The organism is Ruegeria sp. H3 (genome assembly GCF_056533095.1).
On the sequence record NZ_JBQFOD010000013.1, the window covers coordinates 1 to 18,710 of the forward strand.

21 protein-coding genes, 1 tRNA gene and 1 pseudogene are annotated in these 18,710 nt (G+C 57.0%); 15 read left to right on the forward strand and 8 right to left on the reverse strand.

Annotation, left to right across the window (positions count from 1 at the left end; translation table 11 throughout):
- Window positions 1-326 precede the first annotated feature (326 nt).
- Both ACR0JE_RS15020 and ACR0JE_RS15025 read right to left on the reverse strand, forming a co-directional pair.
- Window positions 327-402 (reverse strand) — tRNA-Ala (locus ACR0JE_RS15020).
- Between the two features lie 141 nt (window positions 403-543).
- Window positions 544-870 carry a TIGR02300 family protein gene (locus ACR0JE_RS15025; RefSeq protein ID WP_480864748.1) on the reverse strand — a complete coding sequence of 109 codons (327 nt, stop codon included), beginning with the start codon at window positions 868-870 and terminating at the stop codon, window positions 544-546.
- A 100-nt stretch (window positions 871-970) separates the two neighbouring features.
- Here ACR0JE_RS15025 and ACR0JE_RS15030 point away from each other — a divergent pair, with 100 nt between their 5' ends.
- The 3 genes from ACR0JE_RS15030 (at window position 971) to ACR0JE_RS15040 (ending at window position 3,587) form a co-directional block, all read left to right on the forward strand.
- On the forward strand, window positions 971-1,666 hold the full coding sequence (locus tag ACR0JE_RS15030) for a M48 family metallopeptidase (protein ID WP_480864749.1): 696 nt from the start codon (window positions 971-973) through the stop codon (window positions 1,664-1,666).
- Window positions 1,667-1,696: 30 nt separating this feature from the next.
- The gene (locus ACR0JE_RS15035; protein WP_480864750.1) at window positions 1,697-2,344 is read left to right on the forward strand and encodes a GntR family transcriptional regulator; all 648 of its coding nucleotides are present in this window, start codon (window positions 1,697-1,699) and stop codon (window positions 2,342-2,344) included.
- 112 nt (window positions 2,345-2,456) lie between these two features.
- On the forward strand, window positions 2,457-3,587 hold the full coding sequence (locus tag ACR0JE_RS15040) for a lytic murein transglycosylase (protein ID WP_480864751.1): 1,131 nt from the start codon (window positions 2,457-2,459) through the stop codon (window positions 3,585-3,587).
- 4 nt (window positions 3,588-3,591) lie between these two features.
- On the opposite strand, the gene ACR0JE_RS15045 is transcribed toward ACR0JE_RS15040, so the two are convergent.
- The gene (locus ACR0JE_RS15045) at window positions 3,592-4,554 is read right to left on the reverse strand and encodes an acetyl-CoA carboxylase carboxyltransferase subunit alpha (RefSeq protein ID WP_170531511.1); all 963 of its coding nucleotides are present in this window, start codon (window positions 4,552-4,554) and stop codon (window positions 3,592-3,594) included.
- A gap of 124 nt (window positions 4,555-4,678) precedes the next feature.
- Here ACR0JE_RS15045 and ACR0JE_RS15050 point away from each other — a divergent pair, with 124 nt between their 5' ends.
- Complete coding sequence (locus tag ACR0JE_RS15050) at window positions 4,679-5,512, forward strand: AraC family transcriptional regulator (protein ID WP_480864752.1); 834 nt, start codon at window positions 4,679-4,681, stop codon at window positions 5,510-5,512.
- Here ACR0JE_RS15050 and ACR0JE_RS15055 read toward each other — a convergent pair whose 3' ends face one another.
- Complete coding sequence (locus ACR0JE_RS15055) at window positions 5,513-6,109, reverse strand: LysE family translocator (protein ID WP_480864753.1); 597 nt, start codon at window positions 6,107-6,109, stop codon at window positions 5,513-5,515.
- Between the two features lie 73 nt (window positions 6,110-6,182).
- Between ACR0JE_RS15055 and ACR0JE_RS15060 the strand changes: the two genes are divergently transcribed.
- Complete coding sequence (locus ACR0JE_RS15060; protein ID WP_353013236.1) at window positions 6,183-6,635, forward strand: Lrp/AsnC family transcriptional regulator; 453 nt, start codon at window positions 6,183-6,185, stop codon at window positions 6,633-6,635.
- Window positions 6,636-6,750: 115 nt separating this feature from the next.
- Window positions 6,751-7,329, forward strand: a complete 579-nt coding sequence (locus ACR0JE_RS15065; protein WP_480826520.1) for a PA14 domain-containing protein — start codon at window positions 6,751-6,753, stop codon at window positions 7,327-7,329.
- A gap of 54 nt (window positions 7,330-7,383) precedes the next feature.
- Here ACR0JE_RS15065 and ACR0JE_RS15070 read toward each other — a convergent pair whose 3' ends face one another.
- The gene (locus tag ACR0JE_RS15070; RefSeq protein WP_480864754.1) at window positions 7,384-8,346 is read right to left on the reverse strand and encodes an L-malyl-CoA/beta-methylmalyl-CoA lyase; all 963 of its coding nucleotides are present in this window, start codon (window positions 8,344-8,346) and stop codon (window positions 7,384-7,386) included.
- 295 nt (window positions 8,347-8,641) lie between these two features.
- On the opposite strand from ACR0JE_RS15070, the gene dgcN reads away from it, so the two are divergent.
- From dgcN to ACR0JE_RS15085, 3 genes are all read left to right on the forward strand, one after another.
- Complete coding sequence (gene dgcN, locus ACR0JE_RS15075) at window positions 8,642-9,643, forward strand: N-acetyltransferase DgcN (RefSeq protein ID WP_480864755.1); 1,002 nt, start codon at window positions 8,642-8,644, stop codon at window positions 9,641-9,643.
- Window positions 9,644-9,713: 70 nt separating this feature from the next.
- Window positions 9,714-10,679 carry an N-acetyl-D-Glu racemase DgcA gene (gene dgcA / locus ACR0JE_RS15080; RefSeq protein WP_480864756.1) on the forward strand — a complete coding sequence of 322 codons (966 nt, stop codon included), beginning with the start codon at window positions 9,714-9,716 and terminating at the stop codon, window positions 10,677-10,679.
- A gap of 11 nt (window positions 10,680-10,690) precedes the next feature.
- Entirely contained in the window at window positions 10,691-11,551 is an 861-nt protein-coding gene (locus ACR0JE_RS15085; protein ID WP_480864757.1) for a D-amino-acid transaminase, read from the forward strand.
- Between the two features lie 42 nt (window positions 11,552-11,593).
- Here the strand turns inward: ACR0JE_RS15085 and ACR0JE_RS15090 are convergent, their stop codons facing one another.
- The 3 genes from ACR0JE_RS15090 to ACR0JE_RS15100 all read right to left on the reverse strand — a co-directional run bounded on the left by ACR0JE_RS15090 (window position 11,594) and on the right by ACR0JE_RS15100 (window position 13,020).
- Entirely contained in the window at window positions 11,594-11,908 is a 315-nt protein-coding gene (locus ACR0JE_RS15090; RefSeq protein WP_480550080.1) for a DUF1244 domain-containing protein, read from the reverse strand.
- Window positions 11,909-11,984: 76 nt separating this feature from the next.
- On the reverse strand, window positions 11,985-12,224 hold the full coding sequence (locus ACR0JE_RS15095; protein WP_353013223.1) for a DUF6868 family protein: 240 nt from the start codon (window positions 12,222-12,224) through the stop codon (window positions 11,985-11,987).
- Window positions 12,225-12,282: 58 nt separating this feature from the next.
- Window positions 12,283-13,020: an N-formylglutamate amidohydrolase gene (locus tag ACR0JE_RS15100; protein ID WP_480864758.1), complete on the reverse strand. Its 738-nt coding sequence runs from the start codon at window positions 13,018-13,020 to the stop codon at window positions 12,283-12,285.
- 127 nt (window positions 13,021-13,147) lie between these two features.
- Between ACR0JE_RS15100 and pyk the strand changes: the two genes are divergently transcribed.
- From pyk to ACR0JE_RS15130, 6 genes and pseudogenes are all read left to right on the forward strand, one after another.
- The gene (pyk, locus tag ACR0JE_RS15105) at window positions 13,148-14,593 is read left to right on the forward strand and encodes a pyruvate kinase (protein ID WP_480544911.1); all 1,446 of its coding nucleotides are present in this window, start codon (window positions 13,148-13,150) and stop codon (window positions 14,591-14,593) included.
- Window positions 14,594-14,832: 239 nt separating this feature from the next.
- Window positions 14,833-15,270, forward strand: a complete 438-nt coding sequence (locus tag ACR0JE_RS15110; RefSeq protein ID WP_170531537.1) for a universal stress protein — start codon at window positions 14,833-14,835, stop codon at window positions 15,268-15,270.
- Window positions 15,271-15,282: 12 nt separating this feature from the next.
- Window positions 15,283-16,833, forward strand: coding sequence for an alanine/glycine:cation symporter family protein (locus ACR0JE_RS15115; RefSeq protein WP_480864759.1), 1,551 nt, complete (start codon window positions 15,283-15,285; stop codon window positions 16,831-16,833).
- Window positions 16,834-17,017: 184 nt separating this feature from the next.
- Window positions 17,018-17,218 (forward strand): 50S ribosomal protein L35, encoded by a 201-nt coding sequence (gene rpmI, locus ACR0JE_RS15120; protein WP_010443552.1) that lies wholly within the window; start codon window positions 17,018-17,020, stop codon window positions 17,216-17,218.
- 14 nt (window positions 17,219-17,232) lie between these two features.
- Window positions 17,233-17,598 carry a 50S ribosomal protein L20 gene (gene rplT, locus ACR0JE_RS15125; RefSeq protein ID WP_152457001.1) on the forward strand — a complete coding sequence of 122 codons (366 nt, stop codon included), beginning with the start codon at window positions 17,233-17,235 and terminating at the stop codon, window positions 17,596-17,598.
- 454 nt (window positions 17,599-18,052) lie between these two features.
- Window positions 18,053-18,338, forward strand: a pseudogene (locus ACR0JE_RS15130) (transposase); the annotation flags it as partial.
- Window positions 18,339-18,710 lie beyond the last annotated feature (372 nt).

Genomic DNA, 18,710 nt, shown 5'->3' on the forward strand with positions numbered 1-18,710 from the left:
ATATGACAGATGCCCAAAGGTATTCCTTTCGGCCATCGCTCTAGCAGCTACCGTACTGTTCTGGCTGTAAATCAATGAGTCTGGAGCCTAGTTAAACCTGCCTCGAATTTCCCTGTATGCAGAGCGAGTTATACTGCCAGAGCACCATTTCTCATCAAGCGCTAATGGTCAATCATGCTCGCAGTAAAAGGCATGTGTATCAACACCCAAGGCGCTGCTGATACGGAGACAAGTAGTAATAGGCGGCGAGACATTGGTCAGCATGACCTTGTCAGCTTGTCAGCATCAGGTTGCTAAGTAGTTGATTTTTAACAGCATTGAGGAGGTGGTGGAGCCTAGGGGAGTCGAACCCCTGACCTCTTGCATGCCATGCAAGCGCTCTCCCAACTGAGCTAAGGCCCCATCTAGGTACTGCCGCGGCAGTGGACGGACGTTTATGAGACGGGGGCGGCGAGTGCAAGTCCAAAAATGGAAACGCGCCAAACTTTCCGTCTGGATCCAAGGGATGTCCCGAGGCCGCCTCAAGCCGCCTCGGGGAACAGATCAGTTTTCGTCTTCCGATGACATATCCTTGATGTCATCCAACGACACATCGTCGTTGTTGTCATCGTCATCATCCAGTAGATCGTCGTCAAGATCCACATCGACGTCTTCGTCATCGTCCAGAACCAGATCGTCTTCGGAGGCGTTCTCGCGGGACTTGGCCGTTGCCGCATCTTCAGCATCGGCGGCGATCATCCGGCTTTTACCGGTTTCAAGCTCCACAACCTCGCCCGTATAGGGGCTGACGATCGGGTCTTTATTCAGGTCATAAAACCGCTTACCAGTGGTCGGGCAAACGCGCTTTACGCCCCATTCTTCCTTGGGCATGTCAAATCCCCTTGATATCAGGTGAGTCGTCTTAAAGATTCAGTTCACCTGCCACAGGCGGCGGGCACTGTCAAAGCCTTTGCGCGGAAGAGGATGGGATATGGGGGAACATGCGTTGCCGGGTACGCCGCCTGTGCCATTGACGCTGCGCAAATCGGCGCGGGCGCGGCGGATCAGCCTGCGGATTTCCCAATTGGATGGGCGGGTTACGCTAACTTATCCGCATGGCGTGCCCGAGACTGAGGCGCTGAGTTTCGCGCGTAGCAAAGAGGACTGGATCCGACAGCATCTGGAAGGTCAACCCGATCCAGAACAAGTGCGCGTCGGCAGCGTCATCCCGGTTGAGGGGCACGATCGTCGAATCGTAAGCGCAACCGGCCGACGGGTTTTGTTGAGCGACCATGAAGTTGCTGTTCCAGCCGGGTCAGAAGGGCGCCGTTTGGCCCGCTTTCTGAAAGAGCTGGCGCGGGATCGGTTGACCGAGGCTTGCGATGACTATGCCGCCATGCTGGGACGCTCCTACAACAGCCTGACATTGCGGGATACACGCTCGCGCTGGGGGTCCTGCAGTTCCGACGGGGGTTTGATGTTCTCGTGGCGGCTAATCCTGACGCCGCCTGAGGTTCTGCACTATGTCGCGGCGCATGAGGTGGCGCATCTGGTTGAGATGAACCATTCGCCGGCGTTCTGGGCACAGGTCGATCGCATATTTGGGCCCTATGACACCCCACGCCGCTGGCTGCGCGAGTATGGAGCAACCCTGCATCTATACCGTTTTGATTCCGATGCGAGTTGACGCTGCGGTTTTTTGTGATCACATGAAGCCATGTTAGCGACACGTCCCTCAGATTCTCAAATCGCAACGCATGATCGGGTGTACCGTGCCCTAAGATCTCGGATTTTGCACGGAGAGATTTCACCAGGTAAAGCACTGACCCTGCGGGGGATTGGCAAAGAGTTCGAGGTCTCGATGACCCCTGCGCGCGAAGCGGTGCGGCGTTTGGCGGCTGAGGGTGCCTTGATCCTGTCCTCGTCTGGCCGCGTGTCGACACCGGAGCTGACCAATGACCGGATCGAAGAATTGGCGGCACTGCGGGCGCTGCTAGAGGTCGAACTGGCCAGCCGCGCCTTGCCGCGTGCGCATATCGCACTGATCGACCGTTTACAGAGCATTAATATGACCGTCGCCGAGATGGTAACAAAGCGAGATGCGGTGGGATATATCCGGTCCAATCTGGAATTTCACCGCACGCTTTATTTGCGGGCCCAAGCCCCCGCGATGTTGGCTATGGCCGAAACTGTCTGGCTGCAGCTTGGCCCCACGATGCGTGCGCTTTATGGCAGACTGCGCCGTACCGAGCCGCCACATTATCACAAGCTGATCATAGCCGCGCTCAAGGCCGGGGATGAGCCCGGCCTGCGCCTTGCCGTGCGTTCGGACGTGACACAGGGCTTGCGATTGCTGGTCAGTTAAGCGACGAACCGCCTACCTGTCGAATTCGTCCCGGTCCCTGTCTGTCGTTCTGGTTTGCGCGCGTGCTCTGCGCTAGGCTGATGCAAATCACAAACAAGAGCAGATGTCAGACATGATCAATCGACGGACCTTTTCTATCGGCCTTGGCGCGGCGGTCTTGGCGGGGTGTAGCAGCGGGGTTGCTCCGGCACGGGCGCCCGCATCACGCATGCAATCTGTCCCGAATGCAGGATATGATACCTGGGTTGCTGGTTTCAAAACCCGAGCGTCTTCTCAGGGCATCTCGCAATCCACCCTGAACCGCGCCTTTCAAGGGGCAGGTTATCTGCCCGGCGTGATTGAGCGTGATCGCAATCAAGTCGAATTCAAACGCTCGCTCGAGGATTATCTGGCCATCGCCGCCTCGGATGAACGGATCAGCACCGGTCAGCAAATGCTGCAGCGGTACAACGGCACGCTTTCTCAGATCGAAGCACAATATGGCGTCGACAAAGAAGTGGTCGTGGCCGTTTGGGGACTGGAAAGCCGTTATGGCGCGCGGCGCGGGGATGTACCGGTGATCTCGGCGACGTCAACGCTGGCCTATGACGGGCGGCGCGGCGCCTTCTTTGAAAAGCAGCTGGTTGCGGCACTGCGGATCATTCAGGAGGGCGATACCTCGCCCTCAAACATGACCGGCAGCTGGGCCGGGGCCATGGGTCATACACAGTTCATCCCGACCTCTTATCTGGCCTATGCGGTCGACTTCACGGGTGATGGACGGCGCGATATCTGGTCCGAGGATCCGTCGGATTCGCTGGCCTCAACTGCCGCCTATCTGTCGCGGGCGGGTTGGGTGCGTGGTCAACCCTGGGGCGGAGAGGTAGGCACCGTATCGGGCACGCCCGTCGCGGTTTTACAGCCGCAGGTTCCGGGACCCCAAATCGCCGTGTTCCGCAATTTCAATGTGATCAAGCGCTACAATAACTCGGACAGCTACGCGATTGGCGTCGGGCACCTGTCCGACCGGATCGCCGGCGGGGCGCCGTTCAAAGCCTCGTTCGGGCCGGATGCAACGGGTCTGACTCTTGAGGACCGGAAGAACCTGCAACGCCGCCTGACGGCAGCCGGGTACGACACGCAAGGCGCGGATGGGGTGATCGGCAAGAATACCGAGGCCGCGATCAGCGGCTATCAGCGCGCGAATGGCTTGGCCGTAACCGGTAAGCCTTCGGTTGAGTTGTTGCGCCGTTTGGGCGGCTGACGAGTTACGCCGCCAGCCCCTTTGAGCCAATATCCAGGAACTTCTGACGGCGGTCTTTGATCAGGGCCGCCGCGTCTTTGCCATCCAGCTCTTTCAGCATGGCAGTGATCGCCGCGCGCACCGACTCGACCGTCTCGGGGCGACCGCGATGGGCACCGCCCTTGGGTTCGGTGATAATGCGATCGCAGACGCCCAACTTGTAGAGGTCTTGCGCGGTTAAGCGCAGCGCTTCGGCGGCCTCACGCATCTTCTCGGAATCTTTCCACAGGATCGAGGCGCAGCCTTCGGGCGAGATGACCGAATAGACCGAGTGTTCCAACATCGCGACGCGGTTTGCAGTGGCAAAAGCCACGGCCCCGCCAGACCCACCTTCGCCGATAATAACCGAGACCAGAGGCACGCCGATCTTCAGGCACATCTCGGTCGACCGGGCAATCGCCTCAGACTGGCCGCGTTCTTCTGCCCCTTTGCCAGGATAGGCGCCGGCAGTGTCGATCAGGGTGATAACCGGCAGACCAAAGCGACCGGCCATTTCCATGAGGCGCACCGCCTTGCGATACCCCTCGGGGCGGGCCATACCGAAATTTCGCTCGATCCGCGATTTGGTATCCGAGCCCTTCTCGTGGCCGATCACCATCACTGGCTGATCATTGAACCGGGCCAACCCGCCAATCACGGCCAGATCGTCGGCAAAGTTCCGGTCCCCCGCCAAAGGTGTGAATTCCGTGAACAACGCATCGACATAGTCTTTGCAATGCGGCCGTTCGGGGTGACGCGCCACCTGACATTTCCTCCAGGGGGTCAGATCCGCATACAGCTCATCCAGCAGCTTGGCGGCCTTGGCGTCCAGAGCTGCGGCTTCTTCGGCCACATCCATCTCTTCATTGGCGCGGGCCAGCGCGCGCAACTCTTCCGCCTTGCCTTCGATCTCGGCCAAGGGTTTTTCGAAATCCAGATACTGGGTCATGCCGCCTCACCTGCGTGAAATTTCCTAGCTATATGCCGTGTGGTTGCCCCGGATGCAACTCAGCAAGATTTGTGGTTCAAGAATATGCAAATTCAGTCGGGCGAGGAAGAAAGGGAAGACGCCGATGGTGACCCGCTACGAAGACCGTGTGCTGCGCGTTCTGGCATATATTCATGACAACCCCGCCGGGGACCTGTCGTTGGATGCGTTGGCCGATGTCGCCGCAATGTCGCGGTTCCACTGGCACCGTGTGTTCCGGGCCTTGACTGGCGAAACCTGCGCGCAGGCTGTTCGACGGTTGCGTTTGCATCGCGCCGCGACCTGGCTGTTACAATCCGACAGGCCGGTGCCGCAGATTGCCGCCGAGATTGGGTATCCCAATCTCAAGTCCTTTACGCGGGCATTTTCTCAGGCCTATGGCAGCAGCCCTGCCACCTTTCGCAAAACAGGCCAAGTTCTTCCGTCGCATCCACATTTCAAAACCGGAGAATATCCTATGTATCCTGTGACGACGCGAACAGAACCCACCCGCCGCATTATTGCTCTGCCCCACAAAGGCGCTTACTCCGAAATCGGTAGAAGTTTCGAAGCCTTTGGTGCCCTGTGCGAATCCCGGCAATTGTGGCCCCAGATGGGCCCGGTGATCGGAATTTACCTGGATAACCCTGAAGCAGTGCCCGCGGATCAGCTGCGCAGCTATGCCGGCGCTGAATACCGGGGTGATGAGACGCCCGAGGGTATGGAGGGTATGAACATCCCGGGTGGGAAAACGGCGGTACTGACTTTCAAAGGCCCGTATTCCGGCATTCATGCGGCCTATGACAGCCTGTTCGGAAACTGGCTTCCAACCTCGGGCGAGGAACCGGCGGATCAACCATGCTATGAAGTCTACCTCAACGATCCACGCGAGACTGCGCCCGAGGATCTGCTGACGGAAATCTGTCTGCCGTTGAAGTGATCAATTGGGCCAGAGAACTGGATAGAGCGATGCAATCAGCAGCCCGGCCATCGTCCAGTTGAACACCACCAACCGGCGCGGATTCGTCAGGAACCGCGCCATTTGTTGACCCAGTACCGTCCACGTGCTGACCGAGGGCAAGTTGACCGCCCCAAAAACAAGCGCGACGATGAGGATGACATTCAGAGTCTGGCCCGGCGCATAGGCGGTTGTGGCGGTCAGGGCCATTGCCCAAGCCTTTGGGTTGACCCATTGGAACGCGGCCGCTTGCATAAAGGTCATCGGCGTACCGACCTCGGCACTGTTCTCAGTTGGGGCTGCATGCGCGATCTTCCAGGCCAGGTACAGAAGATATACGACCGAGGCGATTTTCAGCACCGTGTAACTGATGGGATACTGATTGAACAGTTGCACCAGGCCAGCGCCCACCAGCAGAACCATAAAGGTAAAGCCCAGACCAATCCCAAGCATATGCGGGATCGTCCGGCGAAATCCAAAATTCGCACCCGAAGCCATCAGCATCAGGTTGTTCGGCCCCGGTGTGATCGAGGAAACGAAAGCAAAGGCAATCAGGGCGAGCAGGATATCGTAGGTCATCGGACGAATATTTGCGGCAACTTACGCAAATGAAATTGCGTTCTTGTGCGTTATTGCAATAGTTTCACAATTAATGGCGAAAATTGATCAAATAAACCGTGATATATTGCGAGAGCTGACAGCGGATGGGCGCATTAGCAACCTGGAACTGGCGGATCGTGTTGGTCTGTCCCCGTCAGCCTGTTTGCGGCGTGTGCAGGAGTTGGAGAAGGCGGGGGTGATCTCGGGCTATCGCGCGGTCTTGAACCCGGTAGCGCTGGGCAAAGGTTTTGTCGCTTATATCGGCGTCGGTTTGGGTGAACATACCAAAGCGGCCCAGGAAGGGTTCGAACGCGCGTTGCAGCGTGCACCGGAAGTTGTCGAGTGTCACAACATCACCGGAACGATCGAGTATCTGCTGCGCGTAGAATGCGCCGACCTGCCATCCTACAAAACCTTTCATACCGAAGTGCTGGGCACGCTTCCGCACGTGACGTCGATCACCTCTTATGTGGTTATGGGGTCTCCCAAGGATCAGCGCGCTTGAGCTTGATATTGTGATCTATCACTCTCTTGCGAGGTAAAAAATCTCGTCATAATGTTAACTCAATGACGACGCCTATGGGTCCAGCCCGAAGCAAGGCGCGCACAGGGAGACAAATATGAACTACATTCCAATAGGGGTAATGGCACCAGCCATCGCGCTTCTCGCTGGAGTTGCTGTCGCAGCCCCTTTGAAACTGCAGCCCGCTGATCCGCAGCCCAGCCCCAAGGCAGGGCTGGATGTGAAATACGCGTGGGAGGGGAACCCCCCACGAAAAATTCAGAACCTGTCCAAAGTGGACTACCTTTTGAAAAAGGCCAAAGCAGGGCCACCCTTAAAGGGGTTGGACTATCGCGATACTGAAGACGGCGACCCAGTTCTCACGTTTGATAAGGCCTACAACGTTGCTGCCGACATTACTGGATACATCCGTTTTGATTCAGCTGGCGTCTATGAACTGGAAACATGGTCGAACGATGGGCTTGATGCGTGGATCGGTGGGCAGCAGATTGGGTATGTGAACGACCGCCAGCCATGCGAAGCCAATCAACGGACCGAGGTTGAAGTTCCGCAAGCGGGTTGGTACCCATTGAAGATAAAGTATTTCCAGAAATACGGGTCGTCCTGCCTGATGATGAAATGGGGCAAGCAGGGTGAAAGGTTCACCTGGACGCCAGATGATGTATTTGGCCGATAGTCTAATGATCTGTTGGAAAAAGGCGCCGCAATGGGCGCCTTTTTTTGTATTTGCTTAGCCGTTTGCGGCGATCAGTTCGGCCTGAGCCACGATGACTTCGGCCTGCTTGATCGATGCGATGTCGACAAGACGGCCTTTGTAAACGGTGGCTCCTTCTCCATTGGCTTTGGCCTGCTCCATCGCGGCCAGAATCTCACGCGCTTCCGAGACGGCTTCGTCCGATGGAGTGAACACCTCGTTGGCAAGCGCTATCTGCTTGGGGTGGATCGCCCATTTGCCGACCATACCCAATGTTGCCGAGCGTTTGGCCTGAGCGATGTAGCCGTCGTCATCACTGAAATCGCCGAATGGCCCATCGACTGGCAGAACACCATGTGTGCGGCAGGCGGCGACGATAGCGGCTTGCGCCCAGTGCCAAGGGTCAGACCAGTGCTTCTCGCCTTCGCGCAGCATATAGTAGTTCTCTTGCGTGCCGCCGATCCCGGTGGTCTGCATTCCCATCGAGGCTGCAAAATCTGCGGCCCCCAGGCTCATGGCCTGCATGCGTGGAGATGACGCTGCGATCTCTTCGACATGGGCTATGCCAGCGGCGGATTCGATGATGACTTCGAATGAGATCGGTTTGGTCCGGCCCTTGGCGCGCTCGATGGCTGTAACCAGTGCGTCGACTGCATAGATATCGGCCGCGCAGCCAACCTTGGGGATCATGATTTGATCTAAGCGGTCACCAGCCTGTTCCAGCACATCCACCACGTCTCGGTACCAATAGGGCGTATCCAATCCGTTGATCCGAACAGACATGTATTTGCCGCCCCAATCGATGGTGTTCAGCGCCTCGATCACATTGGCCCGCGCGACGTCTTTGTCAGAGGGTGCTACGGAATCTTCGAGGTCCAGATTGATCACATCCGCAGCAGACGCGGCCATTTTGGGAAACAATTTGGTGTTCGAGCCCGGGCCAAACAATTGGCAGCGATTTGGCCGGGCCGGTGCGGCGGGTTGGATGCGAAAACTCATCGGGACCTCGTGTGAGTAAGGAAATTACGATTTTTCTGTGAATTGGGGTATTAAATTACGCAGGCTGGTGCAACCGTGATTTTGCGCATGCGGCATTGCATGTGCAGAAACTGCGATTGTGGGATATGAAGCCGGCGATTAAAGTTTAATCACTTTGAGAATTTCGAAGATTATTGCATGTGATGTGCATCTTGCGCAAAAAAAACGCACGGTAGCGTGGCCGGGCTGGTGAATACGCGAAACGCTCGTTCGTGGGCTTCTCTAGCTTAAGCCGGAATCAGAGGAGTGCACCGCAATGATCGAGACACCGTATCTATTGTTTTTGGGCGATGCGCCCGACCTGTTGGCCGCAAAGGTTGCGATTGGTATCCGTGATTGGCGGCCGGAAAACGCGGTAGGCCAAATCCGGCTGGAGGGGTGTAAAGCTGACCTTGGGTTGACAGAAATGACGCTGGCCGAAGGTAAGGCCGCTGGTGCCAAGACGCTTGTAATCGGGGTTGCAAACCGCGGTGGCATTATCAGCGAAACCTGGAAAGAGGTTCTGATAGCAGCGCTGGAGATGGGTTATGATCTGGCATCGGGCCTGCACAACCTGCTGCGGGATGAGGGTGATCTGGTGGCCGCCGCCCAGACTCATGGCTGCACTTTGCATGATGTACGGGTGCCGACTGTGGGTTATCCGATTGCTAACGGGAAAAAGCGTACTGGCAAGCGCTGCCTTGCTGTTGGAACCGATTGTTCTGCAGGCAAGATGTACACGGCGATGTCGATGGATGCCGAGATGCGCGAACGCGGCATGAAGTCCACATTCCGGGCCACTGGTCAAACCGGGATTTTGATCACCGGTCAAGGCGTGCCTCTGGACGCGGTCGTTGCAGATTTCATGGCGGGATCGGTGGAATACCTGACGCCTGAGAACGACCCTGATCACTGGGATCATATCGAAGGGCAAGGATCTTTGTTCCATGTCTCCTATTCCGGTGTCACCATGGCGCTGATCCATGGCGGGCAGCCGGACGCTTTGATCTTGTGCCATGAACCCACCCGGACCCATATGCGTGGTCTGCCCGAGTATTCTCTGCCGACTTTGCAGCAGCTGCGCGACACAGCTTTGCCCTTGGCGCAGGTGGCAAACCCCGATTGTCAGGTGGCGGGTGTGTCGATCAACACGCAACATCTGTGCGAGGATGACGCAAAGGCGTATATCGCAAAGGTTGAGGCAGAGTTAGGGCTTCCGACCACTGACCCCTATCGCTTTGGTGCGGGCAAGCTGGTGGACGCGTTGGCTGCTTTGTGATCTGAACATCCCGTCAGTGGCTCCCCACGTCTCTGGCGGGCGTTTTTCGAATAGATGAAGGAGCTTGCGCGTGCAGGTAGAGGTCTCTCGTGATGTGTTCCAACTGGCACAGATGTTCACCATCTCGCGCGGGTCGCGGACCGAGGCGAAGGTGCTGACAGTTCGAATTTCGGATGGAACCCATCAGGGCTGGGGCGAATGTGTACCTTACGCGCGCTACGATGAGACGCTGGACTCGGTTGAAGCCGAGATCGCGGGCCTGCCGTCCGAGTTCACGCGTGATGAGTTGATGGATTTGCTTCCAGCCGGGGCCGCGCGGAACGCTGTTGATTGTGCGCTTTGGGATGTGGAGTGCAAACGTGCAGGCAAGCGGGCTTGGGAATTGGCTGATCTGCCGATTCCGGGTCCTGAGATCACGGCCTATACGCTGTCGCTGGCAACGCCCGAAGCGATGCAGGTTCAGGCGGCTGAGAATGCGCATCGTCCTTTGCTGAAGATCAAGCTGGGCACGCCCGATGATATGCCCCGGCTAGAGGCCGTGCGGGCTGGCGCGCCGCAATCGACCATCATCATTGATGCCAACGAAGGCTGGTCCGCCGAGGTCTACGCCGACCTCGCGCCGCATCTGGTGCGGCTGGGCGTCGCGCTTGTTGAGCAGCCTTTGCCCGCAGGCGAAGATGACGCGCTGATCGGGATGGACCGGCCTGTGCCTGTTTGTGCAGACGAATCCTGCCATGATCGGGCCAGCCTGCCCGGACTGAAGGGCAAGTATGATGTGGTGAACATCAAACTCGACAAGACCGGTGGTCTGACCGAGGCTTTGCTGCTGCGCGAGGCGGCGTTGGCTGAGGGCCACAAAGTCATGGTCGGCTGCATGGTCGGCAGCTCTCTGGCCATGGCCCCTGCGACACTGTTGGCGCAGAATGCAATGGTCACAGACCTTGACGGCCCGCTTCTGTTGGCCGAAGACCGCGACACACCGCTTACTTTTGATGACGCCGGGGTGCATCCGCCGGAAGTGAGCCTCTGGGGCTGAGGAGACAACACATGACCCGCACTGTTTACGTGAATGGCGACTACTTGCCTGAGACCAAGGCCAAGGTATCGATATTCGATCGTGGGTTTCTAATGGCTGATGCGGTGTACGAGGTGACCAGCGTTCTGGACGGCAAGCTGATCGACTTCGAAGGTCATGCGGTGCGCCTGAAACGGTCACTGGACGAATTGCAGATGGCCGAGCCCTGTAGCAAGGACGAACTGCTGGAGATTCATCGTAAACTTGTGGAACTGAACGGTATCGAGGAAGGTTTGGTTTATCTACAAGTCTCACGCGGCAGCGATGGGGATCGGGATTTTGTCTTCCCGCCTGAGGATACCAAGCCGACCATCGTGCTATTCACGCAAAACAAGCCGGGTCTGGCAGACAGCCCTGCCTCGCGCAAAGGTGCAAAGATCATCTCGATCGATGACATCCGCTGGGGTCGCCGTGATATCAAGACCACGCAATTGCTGTACCCCTCGATGGGCAAAATGATGGCTAAGGCGGCTGGGTGTGATGATGCTTGGATGATCGAAGACGGCTATGTGACCGAGGGCACCAGCAACAACGCCTATTTCGTAAAAAACGGCAAGATCGTCACGCGCCCCTTGTCCAATGACATCCTGCACGGCATCACCCGCAAGGCTGTTCTGCGATTGGCGGCTGAGGCGCAGATGGAAGTTGAAGAACGCCTGTTCACCATTGATGAAGCCAAAGAGGCGGATGAGGCCTTTACCACTTCCGCCAGCGCCTTCGTCATGCCAGTGGTTGAGATCGACGGCGTCACTCTGGGCGACGGCACGCCGGGGCGGATCGCCAAGCGCTTGCGCGAGATTTATCTGGATGAAAGCCGAAAAGCGGCAATCTAATCAAAAAGACCCGCCAATCCGGCGGGTCTTACCCTATGAGCCTCAGTCTTTTTTGCCCACATTCTCTTCGAAGGCGGTATTGAATGCGGCCTGTTTCTCGGGGCTCGCATCGGTCTGGTAGTTGGCCTTCCACTCATCCATGGTCATGCCGTAGAAAACTTGACGGGCCTCCTCTTTGCCCATCTCAATGCCTTTTTCGTTCGCAGCTTCCTGATACCAGCGTGATAGGCAGTTGCGACAGAATCCGGCCAGGTTCATCATGTCGATATTCTGAACGTCGGTCCGGTCTTCCATCAGGTGCTTTTGCAACCGACGGAAAGCCGCGGCCTGAAGTTCGATTTCGGTTTGCTTGTCCATTGTCTGGCTCCGGAATACAGGTTGCGATCTCTTTCTGACCTAGCGTTCTGGCGTCTTTGTTTCAACAAGCTCTGTGTCATGCCAGCTTCAGGGCCAGCCACGGGATGATGCAGAAGATCAAGGTCAGTATCTTGTAGTTGGCCAGAAACCGAAAATAGGCACGTCGCACGTCTGGGCGTTCCATCTGGAATATACGGCCATGAATACCGGCTATCCAGCCCTGCATCAGAACAATCATAAGGGTTGAGAACAGCAAAACCGCGATGTTGAGCAGCGCCATCCAGCCAAAGACAGTTGTCAGAAACTCCTGTGTCATGGTCACCTCCATCTGCCCTGAATATGGGGGCTAAATGGAGGTGTCACAATGACGTGGATCAAAGGTCGCTGGCCACCAAGGCGTCCTGCAGGATCACCGCTAAGCGATCGGCCCAGGCCCGTTGTCCGGTGTGGTCTGCGATCAGATCATTGCGCAGCTCGATCAGGGCGTTTGGCCGATTGTGGGCTGTCCCATGTTTGTCAATTGCATCGCCGGGGAGGACGCCTGTGTAAGGTTCGTTTACACCAACGCAGAGATCATCTTCTACCCCGAGCCTATCGATCAGTGGGCGCGAAAACCTCTCATCTGGCGTGTGCAAAACGCCGACATGCCAAGGACGCGGCTCGCGACCCCTGAGTTGTCGGGTGAACGAATGCATCGAAATGATGATGGCATCCGGTTTATTGGCCAGTTTTTTGAGCGCATCGTGATACGGGCGATAGCATTGGTTCAAACGCCGCTCCCGCTCGGCCATGTCTGCATCACGATTGCCGGGGATGATTGAGCCGTCATAGAGTTTCATCAAAAGGGTCGGATCGTCCTCACCTCGGTTGGGGTCGATCACCAGCCGAGAAAAATTGGCCGCGATCACCGGGGCATTCAGATGCTCCCCCAGATGTTTTGACACCTCATAGGCGCCAACATCATAGGCGATGTGACGCTCCATATCTTCTCTTGGAAGGCCCAGGTCTCCGCCATTGATCTGTGGCGGAACAGTGTTGGTTGCGTGGTCGCAGGTGATCAGCCAACGGGAGGAGCGATCCTCGCCGTGCACAAAGTAAGGAGAATACGTCATAAGCCTGTCATCAAGTTTGCCGCAGGTGTAGGGCAGTTGCGTCAAAAAGGGAATTGCGCAATAAGCATCCCGACGACTGTTTGCGGTAACATTTTGTGACTGCCGAGGGACAAGGAGAGCACAAACAATGCGACGCCTTAGAAATGTAAAAATCGTGGCGACGCTGGGACCGGCGTCCAATGACTATGACACCATCCGCGCTTTGCACGAGGCCGGGGCAGATGTGTTCCGCCTGAACATGAGCCATGGCAGCCACGATGAGATTCGTGAACGGCACCGGATCATACGGCAGGTGGAAAAGGATCTGGACAGCCCGATTGCCATTCTTGCTGATCTTCAAGGCCCCAAGCTGCGGGTAGGTGTCTTTGCCAATGATGCCGAAGACCTTGCTGAAGGGGCAGCATTTCGTCTGGATCTTGACCCGGCTGCCGGGGATGGCGCGCGTGTCTGCTTGCCGCATCCCGAGATTTTTGCGGCGCTCGAACCGGGCGCGCATCTTCTGGTCAATGACGGTAAAATTCGCCTGATCGTCGATGAATGTGGACAGGATTTTGCGAACTGCACGGTTGAAATCGGTGGCACGATCTCGAACCGCAAGGGGGTGAACGTTCCGGACGTCGTGCTGCCCTTGGCGGCTTTGTCGGCCAAGGATCGTGACGATCTGGAATTTGTCTGCCAGCTGGGCGTCGATTGGTTGGCGCTCAGCTTTGTGCAGCGAGCCAAGGACGTGTTCGAAGCGCGCGCGCTGGCCGATGGCCGCGCCGCGATTCTGTCGAAGATCGAAAAACCTGCTGCGGTTGAAGCCTTTGATGACATTCTGGATGCCTCGGACGGCATTATGGTCGCTCGCGGTGATCTGGGTGTTGAACTGCCCGTTTCTGCGGTGCCACCGATCCAGAAGCGCCTCGTGCGCAAATGCCGTGGGGCAGCCAAGCCTGTGATCGTGGCAACCCAAATGCTGGAAAGCATGATCGAAAGCCCGATGCCGACACGCGCCGAAGTGTCCGACGTGGCCACCGCCATCTATGAAGGCACGGATGCCATCATGCTCAGCGCGGAATCTGCGGCGGGGTCTTACCCAATCGAAGCGGTGCAGACCATGAACAAGGTCGCTATCGAGGTTGAGGCTGATCCAACCTATACACAGATCATTGCAGCCTCTCGCACTGCAAAGGGCACGACTGTGGCCGATGGGATCGTAGCTGCTGCCCGTGAAATTGCCGAGAAGACTGAGATCAAGGCAATTTGTTGCTTTACACAAAGCGGCACCACCGCGTCACTGACAGCGCGGGAACGGCCCGGTGTGCCGATCATTGCCATGACCTCGCTGATGGGGACTGCGCGCCGGTTGTGCCTCAGTTGGGGCTGCAATTGCGTCATGACACCCGAGCTTGAGCGTTTCAAAAGCGCAGTGGTCAATGCAGCCCGCGCGGCCCGCGCCGGTGGATTTGCCTCAGAGACCGATCAGATCGTGGTTACCGCAGGCGTGCCTTTCAACGTGCCTGGCAGCACCAATATTTTGCGCGTGGCACCCTGCGACGAACGCCTGATCTACAGCACTGATCCCGAATAACGGGGCACGTCAGTTGCTTCAAAACGGCCCGCTCTGCCTTGCAGGGTGGGCCGTTTTACCAAGAATCTTCTGATTTCTAAGCGAATTTTGTCCGTTTAGGGCGAAACTTACAGATTGTATTTCATTTTCCGGTGGAAATTCCCGATAAAGGCCCTAGGGCGATCACTCAACATGTTCCAGGTTCCGGTCGCCCGCCGGGGGCACGGGCCCCGGATAACAACCATAAATGGAGGAACGAAATGACAAACAAAATTGTCATCGGACTGGATGGGACAGAGACCGGAGAACGCGCGCTCACCTTCGCCAAGGAATTGGCCAAAGGGATGGGTAGCTGCGAGCTTCTGGTGGCCTATGTCATCGAATGGTCGCCTTACACATTCCAGACCCCTGAAGAAAATGCCCAACGTCACAAACGGCGCGAGGAGGAGCTTGAACTGGCGACAACGCGCATCGTCACCCCTGCGGTGGACGGCCTGAAGGCAGCGGGCTTCACAGCTCAAGGCGTGGTGCGTCACGGAGACGTGGCAGAAACGCTGAATGCGATCACGGTTGAAAACAACGGCTCGCAGATTGTCGTTGGCCGATCCTCGGCCGACGGTATCAAAAAGCGCATCTTTGGCAGCTCGACGCAGAATCTGGTGATGCATGCCGACGTGCCGGTCACAGTTGTGAATTGAGGGGGCAGAACAATGAAAGCTTTGAAACTACTTACTCTGCTTGTCGCATCCTTGTTCACGGCAAGCGCTGCTCTGGCGCAAGAGGCACCAGGATTAGATGATCGGATCAATCAGGCCTTTGCCGAATTAACAGGTCCATTCGTAAATACGATCTTCGCGCCATTCCCGGGAACCAGCTTTCCCTGGATCGTAGGTTGGCTGGTCGTCGCGGCATCGGTTTTCTCGCTGTATTTTGCCTTCGTGCAATTTCGCTTCTTCGGTCATGCGATCCGGCTGGTGAAGGGTGATTATTCGGATCCCAATGACGCGGGTGAGGTCAGCCACTTTCAGGCCTTGGCAACAGCTCTGTCCGGTACAGTCGGCCTTGGGAACATCGCCGGTGTGGCAGTTGCCATTGGCATCGGTGGACCGGGCGCAACCTTTTGGATGATTCTCGCCGGTCTTTTGGGTATGGCCTCAAAATTCACCGAATGTACGCTGGGCGTGAAATACAGAAATGAGTACGAAGACGGTACGGTTTCCGGTGGCCCGATGTACTATATGTCCAAAGGGTTCGACGAACTTGGCCTGCCAGGTGGCAAAATTCTGGCGATTCTGTTCTCGATCTTCTGTATTCTGGGCGCGCTTGGTGGCGGGAACATGTTCCAGGCCAATCAGGCTCACCAGCAGATCGCAGGCATCGTCGGCGACTATCCCGGCTGGATCACAGGCATTGTGTTCGCTGTGGTGGTGTTCCTCGTTATCGTGGGCGGTCTGAAGTCGATCGCGCGCGTGACCGAGAAAGTCGTGCCCTTCATGGGGGTCATGTATGTCGCCGCTGCTTTGGTGATCATCATCATGAACGCCGACATGATTGGCTGGGCCTTTGGTCAGATCTTTACAGGTGCCTTCACCGGGCTTGGTGTTGCAGGCGGCATGGTTGGTGCGCTGATTCAGGGCTTCAAACGTGCGGCGTTCTCGAACGAAGCCGGCGTTGGCTCTGCTGCGATTGCCCACTCGGCTGTTCGGACCAAGGAGCCGATCACCGAGGGCTTTGTGTCTCTACTGGAGCCATTCATCGATACGGTTGTCATCTGCACCATGACCGCTTTGGTGATCATCATCACCCAGCAGCTGCTCATTGATCCAGAAACCGGAAACTACTTGCTGAACGAAGCAGGCAGCGCGATTGCAACCGTTGATGGCAATACCGGCGTCAGCCTGACCTCGGCAGCCTTTGGCAGCGCCTTCAGCTGGTTCCCGTTCATCCTGGCGATTGCGGTGGTGCTGTTTGCGTTCTCGACCATGATCAGTTGGTCCTACTACGGCCTCAAGGCCTGGACCTATCTGTTCGGCGAAGGCCACACCAAGGAACTGGTGTTCAAGATCATCTTCTGCATCTTCGTTGTCATCGGTGCGGCGGCCAACCTTGGCCCGGTCATCGACTTCTCGGATGCGGCGATCTTTGCGATGGCGGTTGTGAACGTCTTTGCGCTCTACTTCCTGATGAAAGTGGTGCGGCAGGAGCTGGCCTCCTACGCTTCACGGCTGCAAAGCGGTGAGATCCGCAAGTTCGAGCACTAAGCAATCTCACCGGGGCGGCCTACGTCGCCCCGGTGCCTCTGACCGCCGGCGGAATCCGCGGATTCTGGTCAGAACCCCCTTGCCAGCATGACAGAACTTGCGTAAACGGCGCATCTGTTGCGTGACCGGCCGAGATGGCATGCCGAGTCGCGTTTGAAACCGAACCCGAATGAAGGAGACGGAAATGCCTAAGATGAAGACCAAGTCGAGCGCCAAGAAGCGCTTCAAGGTGACTGCGACCGGTAAGGTCCTTGCTGGCCAGGCCGGCAAACGGCACGGCATGATCAAGCGGACCAAAAAGTTCATCCGCGACGCCCGTGGCAACACCACCCTGTCCGCCCCCGACGCCAAGATCGTCAAGGGCTACATGCCCTACGACCGCTAAGAGGAGATACCGATATGTCCCGCGTTAAAGGTGGAACCGTAACTCACGCCCGTCACAAGAAGGTCATCAAAGCCGCCAAAGGTTACTATGGCCGCCGCAAGAGCACTTTCAAGGTTGCCCGTCAGGCCGTCGACAAGGCCAACCAGTATGCAACCCGTGACCGTAAGAACCGCAAGCGCAACTTCCGCGCGCTGTGGATCCAGCGTATCAACGCTGCCGTCCGTTCGCATGACGAGGCTCTGACATATTCCCGCTTCATCAACGGCCTGAACCTGGCCGGTATCGAAGTGGACCGCAAAGTTCTGGCCGACCTGGCCGTGCACGAACCGGAAGCGTTCGGCGCGATCGTCGCCAAAGCTCAGGCTGCTCTGACCGCCTGACCCTCTGAACAGAGACAGTGAAAGAATGGCCGTCCCATTTGGGGCGGCCTTTTTTTGTTGTCAGGGAGAGGTCGCAAGATACAGAATTTAGGCCCATAAATGTCGGCCCACGTCTTGTCTGAACTATCAGCCAAAAAGTCCAGATACCCCGCGCTTGGTATACGCGGGGTATAAATAAAACCGTGCGGCGTCCGGTTGAGGTCGGGGATGGGGTGCGACATTCGAACTCAATCGGCCGCCAATACCTCAAGAAACGAACAATTCGAGTCATTCATTTCTGGCCCAAACGTCAAGCATTTCTGACCCAACTAAAAGCTGCCCTTCATTGAAACAGCACCGAAGGCTACGAAAAAGCCTAGGGTCATGACCCATTGATTTCTGTTTTGCGGGGTGACTCACAGTTCAAAAACGAGCGGTGAATATGTCTGATCTCTTCTGGCTTATGGATGCATAAATAGCGCGTCTGGAGCCCTTCTTCCAGAAGCCCCACAGCAGTCGCGCGTCGATGACAGGCATGTGTTAAGCGGGTATATCTTCATCAATCGCAATGGTTTGCGGTGGCGGGATGCCCCTGCCGCCTATGGGCCGCACAGTTGAAGGGGGCCGTGGCCCCGGCGGGGGCCGCGTAAGCCCCGGAAACGCTGTACAATCGATGGAACCGGTGGAGCAACAAGGGCATCTTCGCGCGAATGATGGCTGGCCTGGCCGCCGAGCACGGCGAACAGAAGACTGTGATGATTACCTCTCGGGACATTGCTCTGCGATGCCCTACCGGGCAGTGATGCTAGATCATGTTTGGCAGTCTCAAGGACTAGCGCCGTGTGGCAACCCGTTGCGACGGGTGCCCGAAGGTCTTCCTCTCAGCAATCGCCATCGCAGCTCTCCTCATCTATTGCCTATGAGTCCTGAACCTAGTCAAAGCCACTAGATAGCAAGCATTAGAGCGGTGTGACGCAATGTTAAGCCAGATGCGTATCCCTCTCTGCCAGCCTGCGCTGGAGCCGCCAATAGAGGTTTGCCGTTGGCGCTTTTTATCGAGTGATGCTGTTGGCGACTTAGATCGTCACCGACTGAAAGTGTTGACCCAACCATCGCCTTGCCGATCATTGCGA

What these genes read in the sequence shown, in the direction of transcription:
- ACR0JE_RS15025 (WP_480864748.1), bottom strand. Translation starts at nt 870, where the DNA reads ATGCCCAAGGAAGAATGGGGCGTAAAGCGCGTTTGCCCGACCACTGGT.
- ACR0JE_RS15030 (WP_480864749.1), top strand. Translation starts at nt 971, where the DNA reads ATGGGGGAACATGCGTTGCCGGGTACGCCGCCTGTGCCATTGACGCTG.
- ACR0JE_RS15035 (WP_480864750.1), top strand. Translation starts at nt 1,697, where the DNA reads ATGTTAGCGACACGTCCCTCAGATTCTCAAATCGCAACGCATGATCGG.
- ACR0JE_RS15040 (WP_480864751.1), top strand. Translation starts at nt 2,457, where the DNA reads ATGATCAATCGACGGACCTTTTCTATCGGCCTTGGCGCGGCGGTCTTG.
- ACR0JE_RS15045 (WP_170531511.1), bottom strand. Translation starts at nt 4,554, where the DNA reads ATGACCCAGTATCTGGATTTCGAAAAACCCTTGGCCGAGATCGAAGGC.
- ACR0JE_RS15050 (WP_480864752.1), top strand. Translation starts at nt 4,679, where the DNA reads ATGGTGACCCGCTACGAAGACCGTGTGCTGCGCGTTCTGGCATATATT.
- ACR0JE_RS15055 (WP_480864753.1), bottom strand. Translation starts at nt 6,109, where the DNA reads ATGACCTACGATATCCTGCTCGCCCTGATTGCCTTTGCTTTCGTTTCC.
- ACR0JE_RS15060 (WP_353013236.1), top strand. Translation starts at nt 6,183, where the DNA reads ATGGCGAAAATTGATCAAATAAACCGTGATATATTGCGAGAGCTGACA.
- ACR0JE_RS15065 (WP_480826520.1), top strand. Translation starts at nt 6,751, where the DNA reads ATGAACTACATTCCAATAGGGGTAATGGCACCAGCCATCGCGCTTCTC.
- ACR0JE_RS15070 (WP_480864754.1), bottom strand. Translation starts at nt 8,346, where the DNA reads ATGAGTTTTCGCATCCAACCCGCCGCACCGGCCCGGCCAAATCGCTGC.
- dgcN (WP_480864755.1), top strand. Translation starts at nt 8,642, where the DNA reads ATGATCGAGACACCGTATCTATTGTTTTTGGGCGATGCGCCCGACCTG.
- ACR0JE_RS15085 (WP_480864757.1), top strand. Translation starts at nt 10,691, where the DNA reads ATGACCCGCACTGTTTACGTGAATGGCGACTACTTGCCTGAGACCAAG.
- ACR0JE_RS15090 (WP_480550080.1), bottom strand. Translation starts at nt 11,908, where the DNA reads ATGGACAAGCAAACCGAAATCGAACTTCAGGCCGCGGCTTTCCGTCGG.
- ACR0JE_RS15095 (WP_353013223.1), bottom strand. Translation starts at nt 12,224, where the DNA reads ATGACACAGGAGTTTCTGACAACTGTCTTTGGCTGGATGGCGCTGCTC.
- ACR0JE_RS15100 (WP_480864758.1), bottom strand. Translation starts at nt 13,020, where the DNA reads ATGACGTATTCTCCTTACTTTGTGCACGGCGAGGATCGCTCCTCCCGT.
- pyk (WP_480544911.1), top strand. Translation starts at nt 13,148, where the DNA reads ATGCGACGCCTTAGAAATGTAAAAATCGTGGCGACGCTGGGACCGGCG.
- ACR0JE_RS15110 (WP_170531537.1), top strand. Translation starts at nt 14,833, where the DNA reads ATGACAAACAAAATTGTCATCGGACTGGATGGGACAGAGACCGGAGAA.
- ACR0JE_RS15115 (WP_480864759.1), top strand. Translation starts at nt 15,283, where the DNA reads ATGAAAGCTTTGAAACTACTTACTCTGCTTGTCGCATCCTTGTTCACG.
- rpmI (WP_010443552.1), top strand. Translation starts at nt 17,018, where the DNA reads ATGCCTAAGATGAAGACCAAGTCGAGCGCCAAGAAGCGCTTCAAGGTG.
- rplT (WP_152457001.1), top strand. Translation starts at nt 17,233, where the DNA reads ATGTCCCGCGTTAAAGGTGGAACCGTAACTCACGCCCGTCACAAGAAG.